This is a genomic window from Exiguobacterium indicum HHS 31, from assembly GCF_001939065.1.
GTDB lineage: Bacteria > Bacillota > Bacilli > Exiguobacteriales > Exiguobacteriaceae > Exiguobacterium_A > Exiguobacterium_A indicum.
Genome location: NZ_MPSZ01000002.1, coordinates 1 through 18,822 on the forward strand (window position 1 = coordinate 1; position 18,822 = coordinate 18,822).

Below are 18,822 nucleotides of genomic sequence, written 5' to 3' on the forward strand. Positions count from 1 at the left end.
CGTCTGCCGCCTTAGCGACTTTAATAGATTAACAGGTTGTTTTGATTATGTCAACCATGCTTTTAAAAAAACTTTTCAGCCCCAACGAACCGTTTATAAAAGGCGTCTCGCTGGAACATTTATTAATATAACAACAAAATTCGACAAACACAAGCATTATTTTAAAAAAACTTTGCAAAGAGTTTAAATCCTCTTCGCAAAGTCTTTACCTTCTTAACATGGCTCCTACTGTAAACGCGATATTCGCTGGGCGTTCTGCTAACCGTCTCATCAAATACGTATACCAGTCCACACCATGCGGAACGTAGATAACGACACGATAACCTTGTCGAACTAACTCTTGTTGTCGTTTCGGTCGCATGCCTTGAAGCATTTGAAATTCAAACCGTGATGGATCAATCTGTTTCATTTGAGTAAAGTCAATGATTTGCTGAATGATCTGTTCATCATGTGTCGCGATTTGCGTGTAGTTCCCATTTAACAAATTGACTTTTACTAATTGAAGGTATGTCTCATCGACTGTCTTTTTCGGTTGAATATAGAGTTCATCGTCTCCATCGTATGCCCCTTTGACGATACGTACTGTTGCCTGAAGACGTTCTAGATCAAAACGACTACGGAATACATTTGCCTGTAGCGCAATTCCGACGTTTGGATAATGTTCATGTACGCGTTCGAATACTCGAACGATCGACTCGACCATCATCGCTTCTTCCATGTTGACTGTCACGCGCATGTTTCTCTGATAGGCAATCTCTGCAATACGACTCAACTGTTGATAGGCGATATCCGGATCGATTCTTAATCCGATTGATGTTAGCTTTAGAGATACTTGTGCGTCTAGACCATGTTCTTTGATTTGCCCGATGACTTTAATACATTCATTTGCGATGTCTACCGCGTCCTGCTCTGTCTCAATGAACTCTCCTAGACAATCCACTGTAGCGGCTCGTCCATCTTGATTAAATTGTTTCACGGTATCGAGTGTCTCTTCTGCGCCCTGTCCTCCGACGAATAATGTTCCACCAAGCGGCAATCCGACTTTTTTCGCTAATTGAATCAACAGTCTATTCTCAGCCAAGTATTCGAATACAGCTCCAGTAATCTGCTGTAACATCTAAATCACCCTCTCTCTTCTCCCTTACCCTCTCCCAATAAAAAAACGTCTTTCTTCTATATAGAAGAAAGACGCAGTTTGGATTAATGCAACCAGATAAAGTAACCGAGGAATCCGAGTGACAACACGTACATGATTGGGTGCACTTCTTTTGCTCGTCCTTTCGCGATCATCGTGACCGGATAGAAGAGGAAACCGAATGCAATCCCTGTTGCGATTGAATACGTCAACGGCATCATGATGACGGTCAAGAAAGCGGGAACCGCATACTCGAATTTTTTCCAATCGATTTGGAGCAGTGAAGCTGCCATCAACACACCAACGATGATCAATGCGGGTGCTGTGACCGGTGCGGTGATGATTGCGAGCAATGGTGAGAAGAATAAAGCGAGACCGAAGAATAAAGCTGTGACGATCGCCGTCATTCCTGAACGACCACCTGCTGCAACCCCTGCACTTGATTCGATGTAAGAAACCGTCGTCGACGTTCCAAGGATCGAACCTGCTACTGTTGCTGTTGAATCAGCGATCAATGCGCGACCAGCGCGTGGTACTTTATTTTCTTTGATCAGACCGGCTTGGTTTGCTACCGCAACCAGTGTACCTGCTGTATCAAAGAAATCAACGAAGAAGAAAGTTAAGATGACGATCATCATTTGAACCGTGAAGATTTCATCGAAGTGAAGGAATGCTTGTCCAAATGTAGGTGCGATGCTTGGTGGTGCTGAAATGACTTCACCAAGACTTGTTGGAATCGGAATCAAACCGAAGATCATTCCAGCGACTGCCGTTAGGATCATTCCGAAGAAGATCGCCCCTTTGACACCACGCGTCATTAGGACCGCAGATACGACAAGACCAAATACCGCGAGAAGCGTTGTTCCTTTACTTAAATCACCAAGCGAGACGAGTGTTGCTTCATTCGCCACGACGAGACCACCTGTTTTTAATCCGATGAACGCGATGAACAATCCGATACCTGCTGCAACTGCCATTTTCAATGGTTCTGGAATCGCATTGATGATCATCTCACGAATACCTGAAGCTGTTAATACCATGAAGACGAGACCTGAGACGAGAACGCCTGAAAGTGCGGTTTGCCATGGAATACCCATTCCGATGACGACGCTGTAGGCGAAGAAAGCATTTAGTCCCATTCCTGGTGCGAGCGCGATTGGATAGTTCGCCAGTAATCCCATCGTAACGGAACCGATGATCGCAACGAGTGCTGTGGCACCGAAGACTGCTCCTGCGTCCATTCCTGCTTCGGCTAATGTATTCGGATTAACGAATAAGATATACGCCATCGCGAAGAATGTTGTCATGCCGGCGATGAACTCTGTACGCATGTTCGTACCAAGCCCATTGAAATCAAAGAAACGCGCAATCGCATTTTCTTTTGCTTTCGGTTGGTGTGGCTGTTTCAATTGTGTGCTCATGATTGCCTTCCTTCCAAATAAGCCGTCTCCTTGAAAACAAAAAACGGCCCTTACCTAAGCGGTAAAAGCCGTTTCAATAAGCGCACGATGCTGCGTGTGCGCCGTAGTAGGAACCTTTACGGTGTTCCTGTAGAGACTTCCGGGCCCTATCCCCAGAATTATACGGCATTATTTATGTTTTTTTAGTGGTATGAAAAATAAGAACAGACACATCGTAGCACGGTCAAATTCATGGGTCAACCATAAAAGCGAAATTTAACTACTTATTTTATCCGAACGTTCGGTTTTGAAAACGGTTTTTTGAAGGCTATTTCATGATTGTTAGAAATCAGCCCTATCACTGAGCGTATATACTCTTAAAGTAGTCGGATAATAGTCCCTCTCCTTTAAAACGATCCTCTAAAACATTCTGTACCTGTTGCAATTCATTTTCACGTGTTCCGTAAGCATTTGAGAACGATCCAAGATAAGAATAAGCATAAATTGCTTCATTCGGACATAATTCATGAGCACGTCGTAACATGGATGCGCCTTTTTCTTCCCACTCGTTGTACTCTCCAAAATAATAAGGGGTCATCGAAACCATATAACCAAAACACCATAGAAAGTCCTCATGGTTCATAAAATGACGTAAACCATCATGTTTAACTTCCTTTAGTAAAGATTCTAATTCCTCAATATCTATATTGTTCTCTGTAATTCCCAATGGTCCATGTTCAAAGGAGACGTACCAACAAAAAAAGCCCAGTCGAATGACTGTTTTGAGATCTTCGGGATGTTGTCTCCAAGAATTCAAAAGATATCGTTTAGCTTCATTCCATTTTTCTTGTTTTTCTAATTGATCAACTTCAGTCCATGTCCAGTCTATCATGAGGCAGTATCCCTTTTTTCCATTAGATGATGTATTCCATAATACAGGAAGAGTCCACACATCTCAGCAAACTAGAACTAAAGTACCTAAATTCGTCGGTTTAGTTTAAAAACGTCCAACGGTTTCATAATTTCGTTCACAAAAAGCCCCCTTCCATTCACAAATCATGCGAACAAAAGAGAGCTTTATTTTGAAATAAAGTGGTTGAAGGTGAAACAGATTCATCTTCACCTTTCTCCTTTAAAAGGGTGTTACGACAGGATTCATGAGACGAATCGTCTCAGTAAGCCCAGTACTTATTCCCACTCAATCGTTGAAGGTGGTTTCGACGTCACATCGTACAGGACGCGGTTAACGTTCTGAACTTCATTGACGATTCGAACCGAGATCTTCTCGAGCACGTCCCATGGGATACGTGCCCAGTCTGATGTCATTCCGTCAATAGACGTGACAGCGCGGATTCCGACGGCATAGTCGTATGTCCGCTCATCGCCCATGACACCAACCGAACGGATTGGAGGAAGGACTGTGAAGTATTGCCAGATTTCGCGCTCGAGTCCAGCTTTTTTAATTTCATCACGAAGAATGAAATCAGATTCGCGGACGATTTCGAGTTTCTCATCTGTGATTTCACCGAGGACACGAATTCCGAGACCTGGTCCTGGGAACGGCTGACGCCACACGATTTCATCGGAAAGACCGAGTTCTTTCCCGAGTTCACGGACTTCATCCTTGAACAACGTGTTGATCGGCTCGATCAATTCAAACTGCATGTCTTCCGGCAATCCACCGACGTTGTGGTGTGACTTGATCGTTTGTGCCGTATCCGTACCACTCTCGATGATATCCGTGTAGAGCGTACCTTGGGCAAGGAAGTCCATGTCCGTTAGTTTTGAAGCTTCTTCATCAAAGACGTAGACGAACTCGTTGCCGATGATTTTACGTTTCTGCTCTGGATCTGAGATACCACGGAGTTTGTCGAGGAAACGGTCCTGGGCATCAATCTTGATGACGTTCATGTGGAAGTGATCCGCGAATGTCTTCATGACGCTCTCCGCTTCACCCTTACGCAGTAAACCGTGATCGACGAACATACATGTCAATTGATCACCGATTGCTTTGTGAATCAAGGCTGCGACGACAGACGAGTCGACACCACCAGAAAGTGCACAGAGGACTTTTTTGTCGCCGACTTGTTCTTGAATCTTCGCTACTTCGATTTCGATGAAGTTCTCCATCGACCAATCGCCTGCACATTTACAGACTTCAAAGAGGAAGTTCTTGAGCAATTCTTTTCCGAAGACCGTATGGTTCACTTCCGGGTGATACTGCACACCGTACATTTTCAATTCTTCGTTCTTGATCGAAGCGATCGGACATGACACGTTCGTTCCATCGACGACGAATCCGTTTGGCACAGATGTGACGAGGTCGCTGTGGCTCATCCAGACCGTTTGTTCAAGCGGTAGGTTCGCATACATCGGTGACGGGTCTTGTAACGTCAATGTGGCTTTTCCATATTCACGATGTCCCGCACGTTCTACTGTTCCGCCGAAATGTTGTGACATGAGCTGCATGCCGTAACAGATCCCGAAGATTGGAATACCGAGGTCGAAGATTTCTGGGTCACACCGGTACGCATCCTCTGCGTAGACGCTACGTGGACCACCTGAGAAGATGATACCAGCAGGTGCGATTTCCTTTACTTCTGCTGCAGTGATTTTATGCGAATGCAATTCACTATAGACACCAAGGTCCCGAATACGACGTGTGATCAATTGATTGTACTGTCCTCCAAAATCGAGGACGAGAATCATTTCCTGGTCCAAATGTGCTTCCAAATCTGTTCCCGCCTTTCTGATTTCATGCGCACCCTATGAAAAAAGCCCACTCTTCGCCCATGGATAAAATGGAAAAAGAGCAGGCCGCTTCACAAAAAAATGTATACGAAGGGTCTGCTCCTTCATAGTCAGGTCGTTTAAGGTGACCCGGTAGAGACTCTCGCGCCATATTCGCGAGTATATACAAAGGAGATTGCATGTGTGTGATTTACGTTGTTCCCATTGTAACTGTATCGTTTCGTAAATATCAACCCTCTACATGACGAATGATATTTTCGAAATATTCACGTTTTTTATCGGCAGATAATGATTCTCCACCATAGACCATCCGTTCGTAAGCATCCGTCAACGGTCGCATCGCGTACGTCTCGTAGTACCCATCGACTTCGTGAGCGAGTTCCGCAAGCGTCCGACCATCTTGATAATGGAATCCTTTTTTATCAAGACGTCGCAAGAGGTACCGGTACATCCGTCGGAATCCTTCTGGTCGCTCGATTTGTCTCCGGAAGAAGAGAATCGCGAGTGTTCGAATGATTGGTTTTCGGAACAGGTAAAGGAACAAGAGAGCGAGTGCCGTCATAAGGATTGGCCAAAACGGAATTGACTTCTGCTCCGCCTGTCCGGCGCTAGTCGTCTGTTCTTCGTCGAGAAGATTTTCCTGCGGACGATTTGGTGTCGTCGTCTCTGTATTATTTTCTGTTTCGCGTTGTGGATTTGTTTGCTCCGTCTCGTTGTTCGTTTCTCGGTCAATCGTATATTGACCTGCTCCGTCGAAGCTAACAGTCGGCTCAAGCGGTACCCAGCCTGGTCCTTCAATGTAGACTTCGACCCACGAGTGGGCATTTTTATTTCGTACCGTATAACTGGTCACGGCGGAGCCGATGACATCGGACTCGCCTCCCGTGAACCCTTTTACCCAGCGTGCGGGTAATCCAGCTGCCCGAAGCAACACAGCGGCGGACGTCGAGAAGTTATCACAGTATCCGAGCTTCGTTTCGAACAGGAATTGATCGACGTAATCTTGATTTTCTCCTGGTACGGCGACTTCCTCCGTATTATATTCGAAGTTTTCTTCTTCGAAATAGTTTTCAATCGCTCGCGCCTTGTCCCACGGTGTTTCTTCACCCTCAACGATTTGATTCGCTAAATCACGGACACGTTGTGGTAATCCATCTGGTAGCTGCAGGTACCGACGTGTGTCATCCGCTGATAAATCGAGCGGCTCATCTGTCTGTAACTGCTCTTCTGTGAAGAGTGGATAGGCATATTCGATTTGATAGTTGCGCTGCTGATTCGTATCGTCGAGATACGAGATTTTTTGATTCTCAGGATCAACCAGTACATTTTGTCGTTGCTGGTCGACCGTCAACCGAACATTATCACCATTGTACGGAACGAACGGCAGTTCACGTGCCATCTCAAACGTTGCCGTCTCATTTCTTGTCTTGACCTCTTTTCCGAAATGCGAGAAGAAACCACGCGCATCGATTTCCGGATTCGATTCCGACAGCACCCACCCCTTGCCGGTATAGATATCTTTCGTCTCGACTCGCCAGTAGCGGTTCCCTTCACTTTCGACTTGGAAAACTTCTCGATCGTCCATCTGAAACGGTCCACCGAGTTGCTCATCATTGTTACCGTAGCCGACCTTTTGAATCGCATTTGACGGCTCTCCTTCACCTTCAAGACCGGACGTCAAATCGTACCAACTGTCTTGCCATGTCGCATTGATGACAGGACTTTGGACAGCAGCGACGATGACAGCACCCATGATGAATAAAGCACTCAGCGGACGAACGTAAGAAGCGCGCGGTCGTTCGTTAACTTCCGTCGCATAGAGTAATAATAAAGATAGAATGATCGGATAGAGAATGAACGTCTCTCCCGAATAATCCGTCCACGTATCGCAATAGGCGATAAATCCGATGACACCGAAGGCAAGACCAAACACAAATCCGCGATTCGGGAATGTCCGCCGTGCTAAATAAGCGATCAAGAAACTGATCAGTCCGATCGAGAGTGCAAAGGCTGGTCGTCCCGGTAACTCACCATTGATGACACTTTGAACATCTGAGCTGATTTCCGTAAAGATGCCCCATGGTGCTGCTCCCGGCGTCAAAATCAAATAAAACGATAGGAGTAGTCCACCGAGACTTCCGAGTAAAAAGTAACGCCGCGATAGATGCGACAACAGCAACGGCAGAAACAGCATCGGTAAGAAGGACCAAAGATGTTCGAACGTCGTCAGTTCAAGAAGTGGTGGCATGAAACAAGTCAGGACGGCTGCCGCGATAGCGTTCCAAAGTAAGCGTCGCATCATCGCACTCCCCTCCGTTCTGGTGTATAGACATGAACGGTGGCTTCTTGATTAATCTTCGAGATCCATAGTTCATTGTTCGATTCAAGATCCGGCGTGATGAAGAGGACGTTGCCACTCAATCGAAGCGCTTTTGACGAGTACTCCCATGACTCGATGAACGTCCGCGTCCGACTCGGTTGCGCCGTCATCAAGTAATGCGTCAGTTTCGCACCCTCGAGTGGTAACGATAACGATTGAACAGCATGTCCGACGAGGTGAATGCGGTAGCTCAGCCGTCTTTTATTTAGCTGATCCGTCGCTTCTGCCAGCATCGAGATGACGCGTTCGAAAGCTTCACCCGCTTCCGTCCCCTCATCAAAGACGATCGTCGTCTCCCGTTCCTGCTCTCGTTCAAACGTTTTCGTCATTAAACCTTGGCGTTTTGCTGTCGCTTTCCAATCGATCTGATTCATCCGGTCACCACTGACGTATTCCCGGACCCCGACGACAGTAAAGGACGACTGACGAAGATCAAGCGACACAGGGGAGATTCCTCCATCGCCGCGATCCTCCTCATGCGGAAGTTGAACGGCAAGGCGTGCCGGTTCAATCGCAAGATACGTCTCGACCGGAAACATCCGTTTCCGCTTGAACAGACCAAACGGATCCGTAATTTCAACGATACAGCCAGGAATCTGGTAGACTCCTCGACGAATCGATGGAATCGTGTAGTCGATTTGCTCTGTCTTCCGGTAGTGGGCACGGAGCGGACGGCTGATATCGAGTTTTTCTTCGCTGAGTTCGTTTGGAATCGCCTCCGTCACCTCGACGGCTCCGACCAAAAACGGAAAACGCCGGCGAACCCGTAAGGAAACCGGGATATCTGTTCCGGCAACGAGCATCTTATTCGAGACTTCGCGCGTCGCCAGTGCCTGCGTGACGGGCCAAACGAGGAAGAGCGTCCAGTAGACAGTCAGACCGGCCATGACATAAAACAGCAAGGAAGCGACATTTCCGCCATCGACGCGCGCATATGTCCATAAGGCAACCGTCGTCAAAAGGAGTACAGCGTAACGCCAACCAATTTGCCACTTCGTCATAGGGACTCCACGTCTTGTTGGATAGGTACAGCAACCTCTTTTTTGATTTGTTCTAAAATCCGTTCAGACGATTGACCGTGATAACGCGCGTCCGCTGTCAAAATCAAGCGGTGTGACAGGACCGGAATCAAGAGATGTTTGACATCATCCGGTAAGACGAAACTGCGTCCTTCCATGTATGCCCACGCTTGCGCGACTTTCATCAAAGCAATCGAAGAACGGGGACTCGCGCCGAGATAAAGTGAACCGTTCGTCCGGGTCGCTTGGACGAGATGGACGATATATTTTTTGACGGGCTGTGAGACATGGACGTTCTTGACTTCTTCTTTCATCTGGAGCAATTGCTCGCGACCAATCACCGCTTCGAGCGTTTCAATTGGTTCATCCCGTTCGAAACGTGTCAGTAGCTTCATTTCCTGGTGGAAATCAGGATAACCCATTTTGACTTTGACGAGAAAACGGTCGAGTTGTGCTTCTGGTAACGGATACGTTCCTTCGTGTTCGATCGGGTTTTGTGTCGCCATGACGAAAAAGGGATTCGGAAGCGTATGAATCTCACCATCGACGGTGACGTTCGCTTCCGCCATTCCCTCGAGTAAGGCAGATTGAGTTTTTGGTGATGTTCGGTTAATCTCATCGGCTAAGACGATGTTTCCCATTAAAGGACCCGGTCTATATTCGAATTGGCTAGTTTTCTGATTATACATCGATACACCCGTCAAATCTGACGGAAGTAGGTCTGGCGTGAACTGAACACGTTTGAAGGTCAACCCGATCGATCGGCTGAACGCACGAACGAGCATCGTCTTCCCGACTCCCGGTACGTCTTCTAATAGGACGTGACCGCCCGCTAGTAATGCTGCCAATGATTGTGTGATGACATCTTCCTTACCAATGATGACTTTCTCTACGTTGTCGATAATCGCTTGAATCTCCTTAGTGTATGTTCGCATTGTCAGGCCCCTTGCTCTCGTAGTAGTTGAATTTTCTGACTTTTTATATCATCTCATATTCCGCTACGCTTTTAAAGAAATACGAGCAGTTTCTAGCACATGAAAAAGGGGGAACGCCGTAGCGTTTCCCCCTTATTTGTTTCAGGAACGAACACATGCCGTGATCCGTTCTTGAACCGTGCAGTTGCACGTAAAACACGAATACATCCGTGTCAATGGACAACGTTCGTCAAGTCCGGTGATCCTCTTCTTTCAGAAGCGACATGCGATCGTTCCCTCTACATTGGTAATCATTCATGTGCATCACCATCCTTTCATATATTGAATATTACCGAATATGTTATAAACGAAACGTCGAATTTTAATTATTTTTTTCGATACCGCGCATAGGTCGTCGCGAGTGCGACCGCAAGGACCAGCCCTTTGATGATATTCAACGAATAGTATGGAACAGACAGCATGACGAGACCATTTTCAAGAATCCCGACAAGACAAGCGCCAACGAGTGTGCCAAGCGCATTCGGCTTCCCTTGTCCTGCGAACGACGAGCCGATGAATGCGGCTGCGACCGCTGGCATCAGATAACCGGAACCGGCATTGATTTGTGACGATCCGACTTGTGACGCAAGTAAAATCCCACCGATTGCCGCAAGTAACCCAGCAATCAGATACGCGAGTGCCCGGTAGCGGTTGACACGAATTCCTGTCAGTCGTGCGGCTTCCGGATTCCCACCGATGATATAGAGAAAACGACCGTGTCGCGTATGGCTTAAGAAGACGTGTGTCACAGCGACGACGACGAGCATGATGACGATGATCCAAGGCGCCTGGCTGATTTTCGCGAATGCCTCCGGAATCGTGCCGACTGTTGGTGTACCGTCCAGGCGCGGCATTCCGGCACTGATTGAACCACCACCGGTATACGTCATCGCGACACCTTCGACGATGAACATCGTCGCAAGCGTCGCAAACAAATCCGGAATCTTAAACCAGACGATGAGTAAGATGTTCACCAGAGCAACGCTAAGAGATAAGAGAAGTGCTAAACCAATCGAGACACCGATCGGTAGACTGTACCAGACGAAGAACGAGACGACGAAAGAACTCGCAAGCGTCGCGGTCGACCCGACCGATAAATCAAATCCATTGACCGTCAAAGAAACGGTCAAGCCGATCGCGATAATCGTCACGATGGAAATACTTCGTAAAATATTAATTAAATTCGTCCCTTGTAGGAATGTTGGAGCCGTCGTCGCAAAAAACAGGACGAGGGCAAGGATCGCGAGGACGATCCCCCAGTCGTTCAAGAATCCGAGGACAGGACGTAAACCCTTCCCTCGGTTCGTTTGTTTTGATACTACCTCATTCATCGTTGCCCTCCTCCTGTCGCATACCACAACAAGGTTTCTTCTGATGTGTCCGCCGTCTTCGTTTCATGGACGATCCGTCCATCGAACATGACGTAGATTCGGTCCGTGACGGTCAAAAGTTCATCCCATTCACTCGTCGCGTAAAGGATCCCTTTTTGTTGTTGCGCGAGTCCGTCAATCAGACGATAGATATCTTGTTTGGCTCCGACGTCAACACCTTTTGTCGGTTCGTCCAAGACGAGTACAGAAACATCGGTCAGTAACCATTTTCCGATGGCGACTTTTTGTTGATTCCCACCGGATAGTTGACCTACTTCCTGTTTCACGTCTGCCACTTTAATGCCCAGCTCCTTGACCCATTGCGATGCCTGATTTGCTTCTTTGCGACGATCCATCAGCCCCCAGCGGTTGACGAAATCATGAGCTGCCGCTGCTGTTAGATTTTCTGCGACAGAATCGGCAACAAGAATTCCTTCTTTTCGTCGTTCTTCTGGAACGAGACCGATTCCCGCTTGAATCGCAGCTTGTGGATTGCAAAGGCGATGGGCTTTTCCACCTATCCGAACCTCCCCTTCCTGAAACGGGCGATCACCGAACAATGCTTTGCATAATTCCGTTTTACCGGCACCGACAAGACCCGCGATACCAACGACTTCACCTGCTTGAACCATCAAGGAGATATCGTGGACGTCCGCATTCGTAGCACTCTCGACCGTCAATACGTTCGTTGCATTTACCCGTGACGTTTTCGCAACAGACGTAAGCTGACGCCCGAGCATTTGCTCAACGACAGCTTCCTTCGTGATGTCTGTCAAAAGATGTCGTGAGATGAGTTGACCGTCGCGCATGACCGAGATGGAGTCGCAAATCTCATATAGTTCCTGTAAACGATGCGAGATGAAGATGATCCCAAGCCCTCGTTCGGCTAAACGACGCACGACTGAAAAGAGATGGCTTGTTTCCGCCTGACTGAGAGGTGCCGTTGGTTCATCTAAAATCAAAAAACGGCGTTCTTGGACGAGGGCGCGAGCAATCAGTACGAGTTGCTTTTCAGCAAGCCGCAACTCCTCGACACGTGTCTTGACGGAAATATCCGCCTGTAATGTTGCTAACGCTTCTTTGGCACGCTGTATGTAACGGCGTTGGGATACGAAGCCAGTCATCGTTCCGTCCGTCAACAGATCGAGACAGATATTCTCAGCGACCGTCAAATACGGGACAAGCGCCACATCGACCTCTTGTTGGACGAGGTCGATTCCAATCTGTTTCGCATCACGCGGTGACGTGATGGTCAACTCCTTCCCGTCGAGACGGATCGTTCCTTCGTCCGCTGTTTCCGCTCCGGATAAGACTTTCATCAACGTCGACTTACCGGCACCATTCGCACCGACAAGCGCGTGGATTTCACCGGATTTCACTTCAAACGAGACTTGTTTTAAGGCTTGCACTCCCGGAAACGCCAGTGAAATCCCGGTCATCTTCAAGTGATGATTGGTAGACGTCATTGTTTCTTATGGACGTCACGCAACCGGTCCATCCACGGTTCATTGAATTTGTCCGATGTACTCCATCCTTTGATTATCGTATCGAGATTGTACATCGTCGTGTCCTGCTTCAACGCCTTCTGCTCCACGAGTTTCGCGTCGAGATCAAAGCTATCCGGTGTCTTCTCACCAGCGATTTTCTTAGCCAGTAATCGCATGTCCGTTTGTCCAATCAAGAATGGATCCACCGCACTCGTCGAGACCCAGTTACTGCCTTTTTCACGCATCAGGTTGATATCCTGATTCGAGACATCGATCGAGATTAGCGGGATTTCTTGACGTTTATTATCCTTGAGCGATTTGTAAGCCCCTTTTGCAACTTCGTCCCATGCCCCCCAAACCGCATCAATGCTTCCTTTCGGATATTTCGCGAGAATCGCATTCATCTTCGTTGCGATATCCCCTTGGACATCTTGGAAGTTTGTCGGTCCAACCGTCTCAAGCGTTTTGATTTTACCGTCTGCTTCGTACGTCTTGTAGATTTCCTGACGACGATCGAGTGGGGCAAAACCTGGTCCGAACCAGAGTTTGATGACACGGACCGGCTTTTTGTCCGTCACCTTCGTCACTTCATCGAGCGATAGCTTCGCGAGTTGATGATCGTTTTGGAATGTTTCCGTCACACCTTTTAACGTCATTCCTTTTTTCTTCGTGATCGTATCGAACGTTACGACCTTCAGTCCTTTATCGACCGCTGGTTTGATCATGTCATAGGCGTAGTCTTCCTTACCGTGCGAGATGATGAGCCCGTCATAATCTTGTTGAATCGCTTGTGCGACCAGTTCCTTGAACTTGACGTCGTTGCCTTCCGAAATGAACGTGCTGACTTTAAAGCCGAGCGCTTCGCCTTCACTTCGTGCGCCATCAAGGAATTGTTTCGTATGGTCGTCCGATGCTAGGTTGCGGATCACGGCGATCTTGACGTCTGATTGAACCCCTTTTGGTACATCCTTAACGACCTTCGTCGTCGTGGCTTCTCCATTCGCACAAGCCGCTAGTAACAGTGCCGGTGCTAGGACGGCGTAAGCTAGTTTTTTCATGACATATCTCCTTATCCGAGGGGTTGAAGCCCTGTTAATTGTTCAATCGTTTCTTCATTCGGTTGCGTGATGACACCAAGTTCGGTGATGATGCCCGTGATGAATGTGTGTGGTGTGACATCAAACGCCGGATTGAAGACAGCGACGCCTTCCGGTGCTGTCGCGACACCTTGGACAGTCGTCACTTCTTGCGGATCACGTTCTTCGATTTCGATCGCGTCTCCGGAAACGAGCGAGAAGTCGAACGTCGAGAGCGGTGCTGCGACGTAAAACGGAATACCAAAAGCTTGCGCGAGCAATGCTAATTGGAACGTCCCGATTTTATTCGCGGTATCTCCGTTTCGTGTAATGCGGTCGGCACCGACGATGATCGCATCGATCTGTTTTTCTTTCAGCGTATGGGCGACCATGTTGTCCGTAATTAACGTGACATCGATCCCGGCACGTTGAAGCTCCCATGTCGTCAATCGTGCTCCCTGCAGTAACGGTCGCGTCTCACTCGCAAAAACGGATAATTCAATGCCGCGTTCTTTTGCGATGTAGAACGGCGCAAGTGCTGTTCCATAAGCAGCGGTCGCAATCGATCCAGCATTACAAATTGTTAGAATCCGGTCGCCTGACTGGAATAATTCCAGTGCATGAATCCCGATTTGACGTGACGTCTGCGCATCCTGGTCGTATAAGGCGACCGTCCGTTTTTCCAACCGTTCGCGAATCTCTTCTACCGACGTCCCGTCTTGAATGATTGGATTCAATTGATCGAGGACATTTCGCAAGTTGACGGCCGTCGGTCGTGTCGCGAGTAACGTCGCCGATGTCTCAAGCAAGGCTTGCTTGTAGACCGGAAGCGCCGCTTCAAACCGGTATGCTTCTTGAACGAGCACGAATCCCCCAAATAAACTGATCGCAGGTGCGCCCCGAACGCGCAGTTGTTTAATCGCCTCAACGGCTTGCGCGAGATCAGCAATGACTTCATAGTGCTCTTCCTGCGGTAGACGTGTCTGATCGAGAATCGTCAAGACACGGTCTTCGTAACGGATACTTTGAACGAATGTAGTCATCGGCTAAGTTCCTCCGTTACGTCAAAGTTTCGTAAATCATCGAATGTCCGGCATTCTGTACGGCGTTTGATTAACGCTGTTCCTAGACGGAGAGCGTGGCGTTTCCGCTCTAAGCGTTCCGTCGTTGAATTGATTGATTCTAAATCAGCGACCGGTGCTAGACCGATCGTCCGCCGAATCAATTCGCAACCGGCGAAGCCAAGGGCATCCTGCAAGATCGTGCTCAATACATCATCGACGAGTCCTGGTGCCTGGAACGGTTCGACGGCTTCCCGTTCCCATAAGGCACGGAACGTTGAAGCGAACGTCAGCCAGAACGTATCGATATCCTTGATTCGGGCGTCACGTCGTGTAGGGTAATCCGGATATGCCGCGAAGAATAAGTGGGCGATGAACTGTCCGACATCGAATCCAAATGGACCATAAAAGGCGAATTCAGGATCGATGACTTTCGTTTCCGTCGCCGAGGCGAAGATGCTTCCTGTATGTAGATCGCCGTGCAGCAATGCATCTCCTTTCGTGATGAAGAGCGCTTCGAGTTTTGCGACTTCGCGTTTTAACTCATCGTCTGCCCATAGACGTGCCACCTCTTCTTCGAGTCCGGCTTCAATCTCGTTCGTCTCCGCGTCATGAAACGGATCCGTGAAGATTAATTTTTCCGTGATGTCGCACAAGTCTGGATTGTAGTACGTTCGGGCGACACGTTTCTTTTCAACCGGACCAAGCGCAAAGTCCGATGTATGGAATAACGTCCGAGCGAGATAAGAACCGATATGTTCCGCAAGCAACGGATACTGTTCACCTGCGAGTAAACCGCTTCGAACGATCGTCAAATGTGAAAGATCTTCCATGACCGTATACGCCTCTTCGTGACTAGCATGAAAAACACGTGGTACGAACGGTACGGCATGTCGCGCGAATTCACGGAGTGCGGATTGCTCGATCCACGCTCGTTCGAGCGATAACGGCCAGCTCTCCCCGACGACCTTCGCATATGGTAATGCTTGTTTTAAAATCAAGCGATGTTCGCCTTCTCGAATCCGAAAGACGAGGTTGAGGTTCCCGTCGCCAATCTCTTCTGCTTCGACGGCTCCATCGCCGATCAGTCCTAATGTCCGAACACGATCAATCGCGTCCTGTTCTGTGAATGCTTTATATGTCATCTCAGTTTCCCCCTATGTGATACACGAAAAAGCGCCTCTTTTCGTCATCGAAAAGAGGCGCAGAAAAGTCACTGCGTCCTCTTATCTCTCAGACGAAACGTCTGTTGGATGTAGCACCGTGCCTAGTGGTCGGTTGCTGCGGCGTCATCGGGCCAATTCCCTCTGCCAACTCGCGATAAGAGTCGTATGTAGTTGTCGTGTGTGATATTGATTTGAATCTTACGCAATCGACTTCCTCGCTGTCAAATCGAAATCAAGCAGAAACGGACATCATTTTTAAGTCATCTATAGAAAGAGTATTTCCAAAAAAATAAATTTTCTAAAAATAGTTTGACAAGTCACGATTCTCATGTAAAAATTGCAATTAGATTTCACAATTTCATCCAATTCTTATCAAGAGCAGACGGAGGGACAAGCCCTACGATGTCGCAGCAACCGACCTTTTGGCACGGTGCTAATTCTTGCAGCTACTAAGCTGACAGATAAGAGTCCACGTTCGAATCATTCATGGTCTCTTGTCGCTGACGAGAGACCATTTTTTTGTTGAAGGAGGAAAGACATGGCTTATATCACTGCTACTTATCAATTGACTGCCCGTGATCGACTCGAGCAGCGCGCTGAACAACTCGCGCTTGGTCTGACAGTCGGTTCTTGGACGGAACTGAATCATCTCGAACAACAACAACTCGCCTCGTTCAAAGGGGAAGTCGTACATACCGAAGAGCGCGATGGCAAAGGATATATCACGATTCGTTATCCGGAACATAACGTGTCGCGCGACTTTTCTGCGATTCTGACGACCGTCTTCGGGAAACTCTCACTCGACGGTGAAATCAAATTAACGGAATTGCTACTACCCGATACATTTACGTCGGACTTTCCAGGTGCGAAATTCGGGATTGAAGGGGTCCGTTCCTTGATCGGTGTCGAAGATCGCCCATTGTTAATGAGCATCTTCAAAGGAGTCATCGGACGCGATTTATCGTTTCTTCGTGATCAACTCGAAGGACAACTCGCTGGTGGGATTGATCTCGTCAAGGACGATGAGATCCTATACGACAATCCATTGACGCCAACGATTGACCGGGCACGAATTGGACGTGAGGTCATCGACGCTCACTTCCACCGGACCGGTAAACGCGCGTTATATGCAATCACACTCAGCGGTCCCGTCTTTACGCTCAAGGATAAAGCCAAGCGATTGATTGACGCTGGAGCGACCGCTTTCTTGCTGAATACCTTCACATACGGACTCGACGTCTTACGCGAACTGGCAAGTGATCCGGAAATCAACGTTCCAATCTTCAATCATCCGGCCTATAGCGGTGCGTTGATCGCTAGCCCGAATCACGGAGTCGCAGCTCCTGTCTTACTTGGCACATTACCGCGTGCTGCTGGAGCAGACTTGACGCTATTCCCGTCGCCTTACGGCAATGTCGCTTTGCCAAAGGATGTCGCCCGTGGTATCGCGGTCGAAGCGACCCGTCTCGGTCAGACGAAATCGATCTTCCCGGTTCCTTCAGCTGGTATTCATCCTGGACTCGTCGCTCAACTCGTACGGGACTTCGGTATCGATTCCGTCATCAACGCCGGTGGCGGCGTACATGGTCATCCGCAAGGTGCTGCGGCTGGTGTCACCGCTTTCCGTCAGGCACTCGATGCGGCACTCGCAAATGAATCCCTATCGACGGCAGCATCGCGTCATGAAGAATTACGGATCGCCCTCGACGCTTGGGGGATCAAGTCATGACCGTACGGATTCTTTGTGACTTCGACGGGACAGTGACGACACAGGATAATATCATCGCACTCATGCAGGCATTTGCGCCAGCGAGCGACTTCGAACCGTTGAAACACGGTGTACTCGACCGGACGTTATCGATTCAAAGTGGTGTCGGGCAAATGTTCGCACTTCTGCCATCTGATGGGAAAGCGTCCTATCTTGACTTTTTACTGGAGCGCGCCGTCATTCGCGACGGATTTTCGGAGTTGCTTCAGTACAGTCGTCGTCAAGACATCGATTTCTCGATCGTCAGCGGCGGAATGGACTTTTTCGTCGAACCGATCTTAGCGCCATTCCTTGAGCAGGAGCGCATCTATTGCAATGTCGCAAATTTTGACGGTCCATTCGTTCATATCGATTGGCCACACGCCTGCGATACCCATTGCACGAACGGGTGCGGCTGTTGTAAAACGTCCGTTGCTCGGACACTACGTAAAGACGGTGACGTCATCATCGTCATCGGCGACTCGGTGACGGACTTCGAACTCGCAAAACAAGCGGATCGTGTCTATGCCCGTGATTATCTGATCACGTTGTGTGAAGAGAACGATATCGCCTATACACCGTTTGAGACGTTCCATGATATCGTTCATGATTTAACACGAGCGGAGGTGACAACATGACATTCATGCGACGCTATGAAGAGCTACGCGCCATCAAACAAGAGCTTGCGGCTCGCGATTGGTTCCCTGGTACGAGTGGCAATCTCGCCATTCGGACATCCGGTGTCCCGGTTGAATTCCTTGTGACGGCAAGCGGAAAAGATAAACGGCAGACGACTCCTGACGACTTCGTTCATGTCGATGCGACCGGTCAATTGATCGGTGAGCAATCCGGGCGTCCTTCTGCTGAGACATTGCTCCATGTCGAAGTGTTCAATCGAACGGACGCCGGTTGTTCCCTGCATGTCCATACGATTGCGAACAATGTGATTTCGGAACTCTATGGCGATCAAGGCAGCATCACCTTTTCCGGTCAAGAAATCATCAAGGCACTCGGACACTGGGAAGAGGATGCGACGGTCACGGTACCGATCATTCCGAATCATGCGGACATTTCGACGCTTGCCGCTGCTTTTGCACCTCATGTCACAGCAGACAGTGGTGCCGTCCTGATCCGCAATCACGGAATCACGGTCTGGGCACCGACCGCCTTTGAAGCAAAGAAACACCTCGAAGCCTTCGAGTTTTTATTCAATTACACGTTGACGTTGCAATCATGCCGTCAATCCATTCATTAAA

Annotated in this window: 16 protein-coding genes and 4 riboswitches; of the genes, 4 read left to right on the forward strand and 12 right to left on the reverse strand. The window is 48.5% G+C overall.

The window, feature by feature from the left end:
* Positions 1-187: hypothetical protein (locus N179_RS17085; RefSeq protein WP_208610326.1), on the forward strand; the 187-nt coding region annotated here is incomplete at its 5' end.
* 18 nt (positions 188-205) lie between these two features.
* Here the strand turns inward: N179_RS17085 and N179_RS08360 are convergent.
* The 12 genes from N179_RS08360 to mtnK all read right to left on the reverse strand — a co-directional run bounded on the left by N179_RS08360 (position 206) and on the right by mtnK (position 15,798).
* Positions 206-1,117, reverse strand: coding sequence for a proline dehydrogenase family protein (locus N179_RS08360; protein WP_075642664.1), 912 nt, complete (start codon positions 1,115-1,117; stop codon positions 206-208).
* A gap of 83 nt (positions 1,118-1,200) precedes the next feature.
* Complete coding sequence (locus tag N179_RS08365; RefSeq protein ID WP_035398981.1) at positions 1,201-2,505, reverse strand: NCS2 family permease; 1,305 nt, start codon at positions 2,503-2,505, stop codon at positions 1,201-1,203.
* Positions 2,506-2,640: 135 nt separating this feature from the next.
* A riboswitch (purine riboswitch) is annotated at positions 2,641-2,742 on the reverse strand.
* 151 nt (positions 2,743-2,893) lie between these two features.
* On the reverse strand, positions 2,894-3,427 hold the full coding sequence (locus tag N179_RS08370; RefSeq protein ID WP_075642665.1) for a hypothetical protein: 534 nt from the start codon (positions 3,425-3,427) through the stop codon (positions 2,894-2,896).
* 296 nt (positions 3,428-3,723) lie between these two features.
* Positions 3,724-5,244, reverse strand: coding sequence for a glutamine-hydrolyzing GMP synthase (guaA, locus tag N179_RS08375; protein WP_051353615.1), 1,521 nt, complete (start codon positions 5,242-5,244; stop codon positions 3,724-3,726).
* A gap of 129 nt (positions 5,245-5,373) precedes the next feature.
* Positions 5,374-5,475: riboswitch (purine riboswitch) on the reverse strand.
* 40 nt (positions 5,476-5,515) lie between these two features.
* Complete coding sequence (locus N179_RS08380; protein WP_075642666.1) at positions 5,516-7,588, reverse strand: transglutaminase TgpA family protein; 2,073 nt, start codon at positions 7,586-7,588, stop codon at positions 5,516-5,518.
* A complete protein-coding gene (locus N179_RS08385; protein ID WP_055970223.1) occupies positions 7,585-8,667 on the reverse strand; it encodes a DUF58 domain-containing protein in 1,083 nt (360 codons plus the stop codon). The genes N179_RS08380 and N179_RS08385 overlap by 4 nt, the downstream gene beginning before the upstream one ends.
* Complete coding sequence (locus tag N179_RS08390; RefSeq protein WP_023467045.1) at positions 8,664-9,620, reverse strand: AAA family ATPase; 957 nt, start codon at positions 9,618-9,620, stop codon at positions 8,664-8,666. The genes N179_RS08385 and N179_RS08390 overlap by 4 nt, the downstream gene beginning before the upstream one ends.
* A gap of 365 nt (positions 9,621-9,985) precedes the next feature.
* Positions 9,986-10,990, reverse strand: a complete 1,005-nt coding sequence (locus N179_RS08395; RefSeq protein ID WP_023467044.1) for an ABC transporter permease — start codon at positions 10,988-10,990, stop codon at positions 9,986-9,988.
* A complete protein-coding gene (locus N179_RS08400; protein WP_075642667.1) occupies positions 10,987-12,495 on the reverse strand; it encodes a sugar ABC transporter ATP-binding protein in 1,509 nt (502 codons plus the stop codon). Before N179_RS08400 ends, N179_RS08395 begins: the two co-directional genes overlap by 4 nt.
* Positions 12,492-13,574, reverse strand: a complete 1,083-nt coding sequence (locus tag N179_RS08405) for a sugar ABC transporter substrate-binding protein (RefSeq protein WP_023467042.1) — start codon at positions 13,572-13,574, stop codon at positions 12,492-12,494. The genes N179_RS08400 and N179_RS08405 overlap by 4 nt, the downstream gene beginning before the upstream one ends.
* A gap of 11 nt (positions 13,575-13,585) precedes the next feature.
* Positions 13,586-14,635 carry an S-methyl-5-thioribose-1-phosphate isomerase gene (gene mtnA / locus N179_RS08410; RefSeq protein ID WP_023467041.1) on the reverse strand — a complete coding sequence of 350 codons (1,050 nt, stop codon included), beginning with the start codon at positions 14,633-14,635 and terminating at the stop codon, positions 13,586-13,588.
* Positions 14,632-15,798 (reverse strand): S-methyl-5-thioribose kinase, encoded by a 1,167-nt coding sequence (gene mtnK / locus N179_RS08415; protein ID WP_023467039.1) that lies wholly within the window; start codon positions 15,796-15,798, stop codon positions 14,632-14,634. The genes mtnA and mtnK overlap by 4 nt, the downstream gene beginning before the upstream one ends.
* Before the next feature lie 78 nt (positions 15,799-15,876).
* A riboswitch (SAM riboswitch) is annotated at positions 15,877-15,980 on the reverse strand.
* Positions 15,981-16,185: 205 nt separating this feature from the next.
* Positions 16,186-16,287, forward strand: a riboswitch (SAM riboswitch).
* 70 nt (positions 16,288-16,357) lie between these two features.
* On the opposite strand from mtnK, the gene N179_RS08420 reads away from it, so the two are divergent.
* Genes N179_RS08420 through N179_RS08430 form a run of 3 tightly spaced genes read left to right on the forward strand, consistent with a single transcriptional unit; the run spans position 16,358 to position 18,821 of the window.
* Positions 16,358-17,548, forward strand: coding sequence for a 2,3-diketo-5-methylthiopentyl-1-phosphate enolase (locus N179_RS08420; protein ID WP_023467037.1), 1,191 nt, complete (start codon positions 16,358-16,360; stop codon positions 17,546-17,548).
* Positions 17,545-18,204: a 2-hydroxy-3-keto-5-methylthiopentenyl-1-phosphate phosphatase gene (locus N179_RS08425; RefSeq protein WP_055970212.1), complete on the forward strand. Its 660-nt coding sequence runs from the start codon at positions 17,545-17,547 to the stop codon at positions 18,202-18,204. Before N179_RS08420 ends, N179_RS08425 begins: the two co-directional genes overlap by 4 nt.
* Positions 18,201-18,821 carry a methylthioribulose 1-phosphate dehydratase gene (locus N179_RS08430; RefSeq protein WP_075642668.1) on the forward strand — a complete coding sequence of 207 codons (621 nt, stop codon included), beginning with the start codon at positions 18,201-18,203 and terminating at the stop codon, positions 18,819-18,821. Before N179_RS08425 ends, N179_RS08430 begins: the two co-directional genes overlap by 4 nt.
* Position 18,822: the final 1 nt, after the last annotated feature.

Bases quoted from the DNA above. Each gene is read 5' to 3' on its own strand.
- N179_RS08360 (WP_075642664.1), bottom strand. From the start codon at position 1,117: ATGTTACAGCAGATTACTGGAGCTGTATTCGAATACTTGGCTGAGAAT.
- N179_RS08370 (WP_075642665.1), bottom strand. From the start codon at position 3,427: ATGATAGACTGGACATGGACTGAAGTTGATCAATTAGAAAAACAAGAA.
- guaA (WP_051353615.1), bottom strand. From the start codon at position 5,244: ATGATTCTCGTCCTCGATTTTGGAGGACAGTACAATCAATTGATCACA.
- N179_RS08380 (WP_075642666.1), bottom strand. From the start codon at position 7,588: ATGATGCGACGCTTACTTTGGAACGCTATCGCGGCAGCCGTCCTGACT.
- N179_RS08385 (WP_055970223.1), bottom strand. From the start codon at position 8,667: ATGACGAAGTGGCAAATTGGTTGGCGTTACGCTGTACTCCTTTTGACG.
- N179_RS08390 (WP_023467045.1), bottom strand. From the start codon at position 9,620: ATGCGAACATACACTAAGGAGATTCAAGCGATTATCGACAACGTAGAG.
- N179_RS08395 (WP_023467044.1), bottom strand. From the start codon at position 10,990: ATGAATGAGGTAGTATCAAAACAAACGAACCGAGGGAAGGGTTTACGT.
- N179_RS08400 (WP_075642667.1), bottom strand. From the start codon at position 12,495: ATGACGTCTACCAATCATCACTTGAAGATGACCGGGATTTCACTGGCG.
- N179_RS08405 (WP_023467042.1), bottom strand. From the start codon at position 13,574: ATGAAAAAACTAGCTTACGCCGTCCTAGCACCGGCACTGTTACTAGCG.
- mtnA (WP_023467041.1), bottom strand. From the start codon at position 14,635: ATGACTACATTCGTTCAAAGTATCCGTTACGAAGACCGTGTCTTGACG.
- mtnK (WP_023467039.1), bottom strand. From the start codon at position 15,798: ATGACATATAAAGCATTCACAGAACAGGACGCGATTGATCGTGTTCGG.
- N179_RS08420 (WP_023467037.1), top strand. From the start codon at position 16,358: ATGGCTTATATCACTGCTACTTATCAATTGACTGCCCGTGATCGACTC.
- N179_RS08425 (WP_055970212.1), top strand. From the start codon at position 17,545: ATGACCGTACGGATTCTTTGTGACTTCGACGGGACAGTGACGACACAG.
- N179_RS08430 (WP_075642668.1), top strand. From the start codon at position 18,201: ATGACATTCATGCGACGCTATGAAGAGCTACGCGCCATCAAACAAGAG.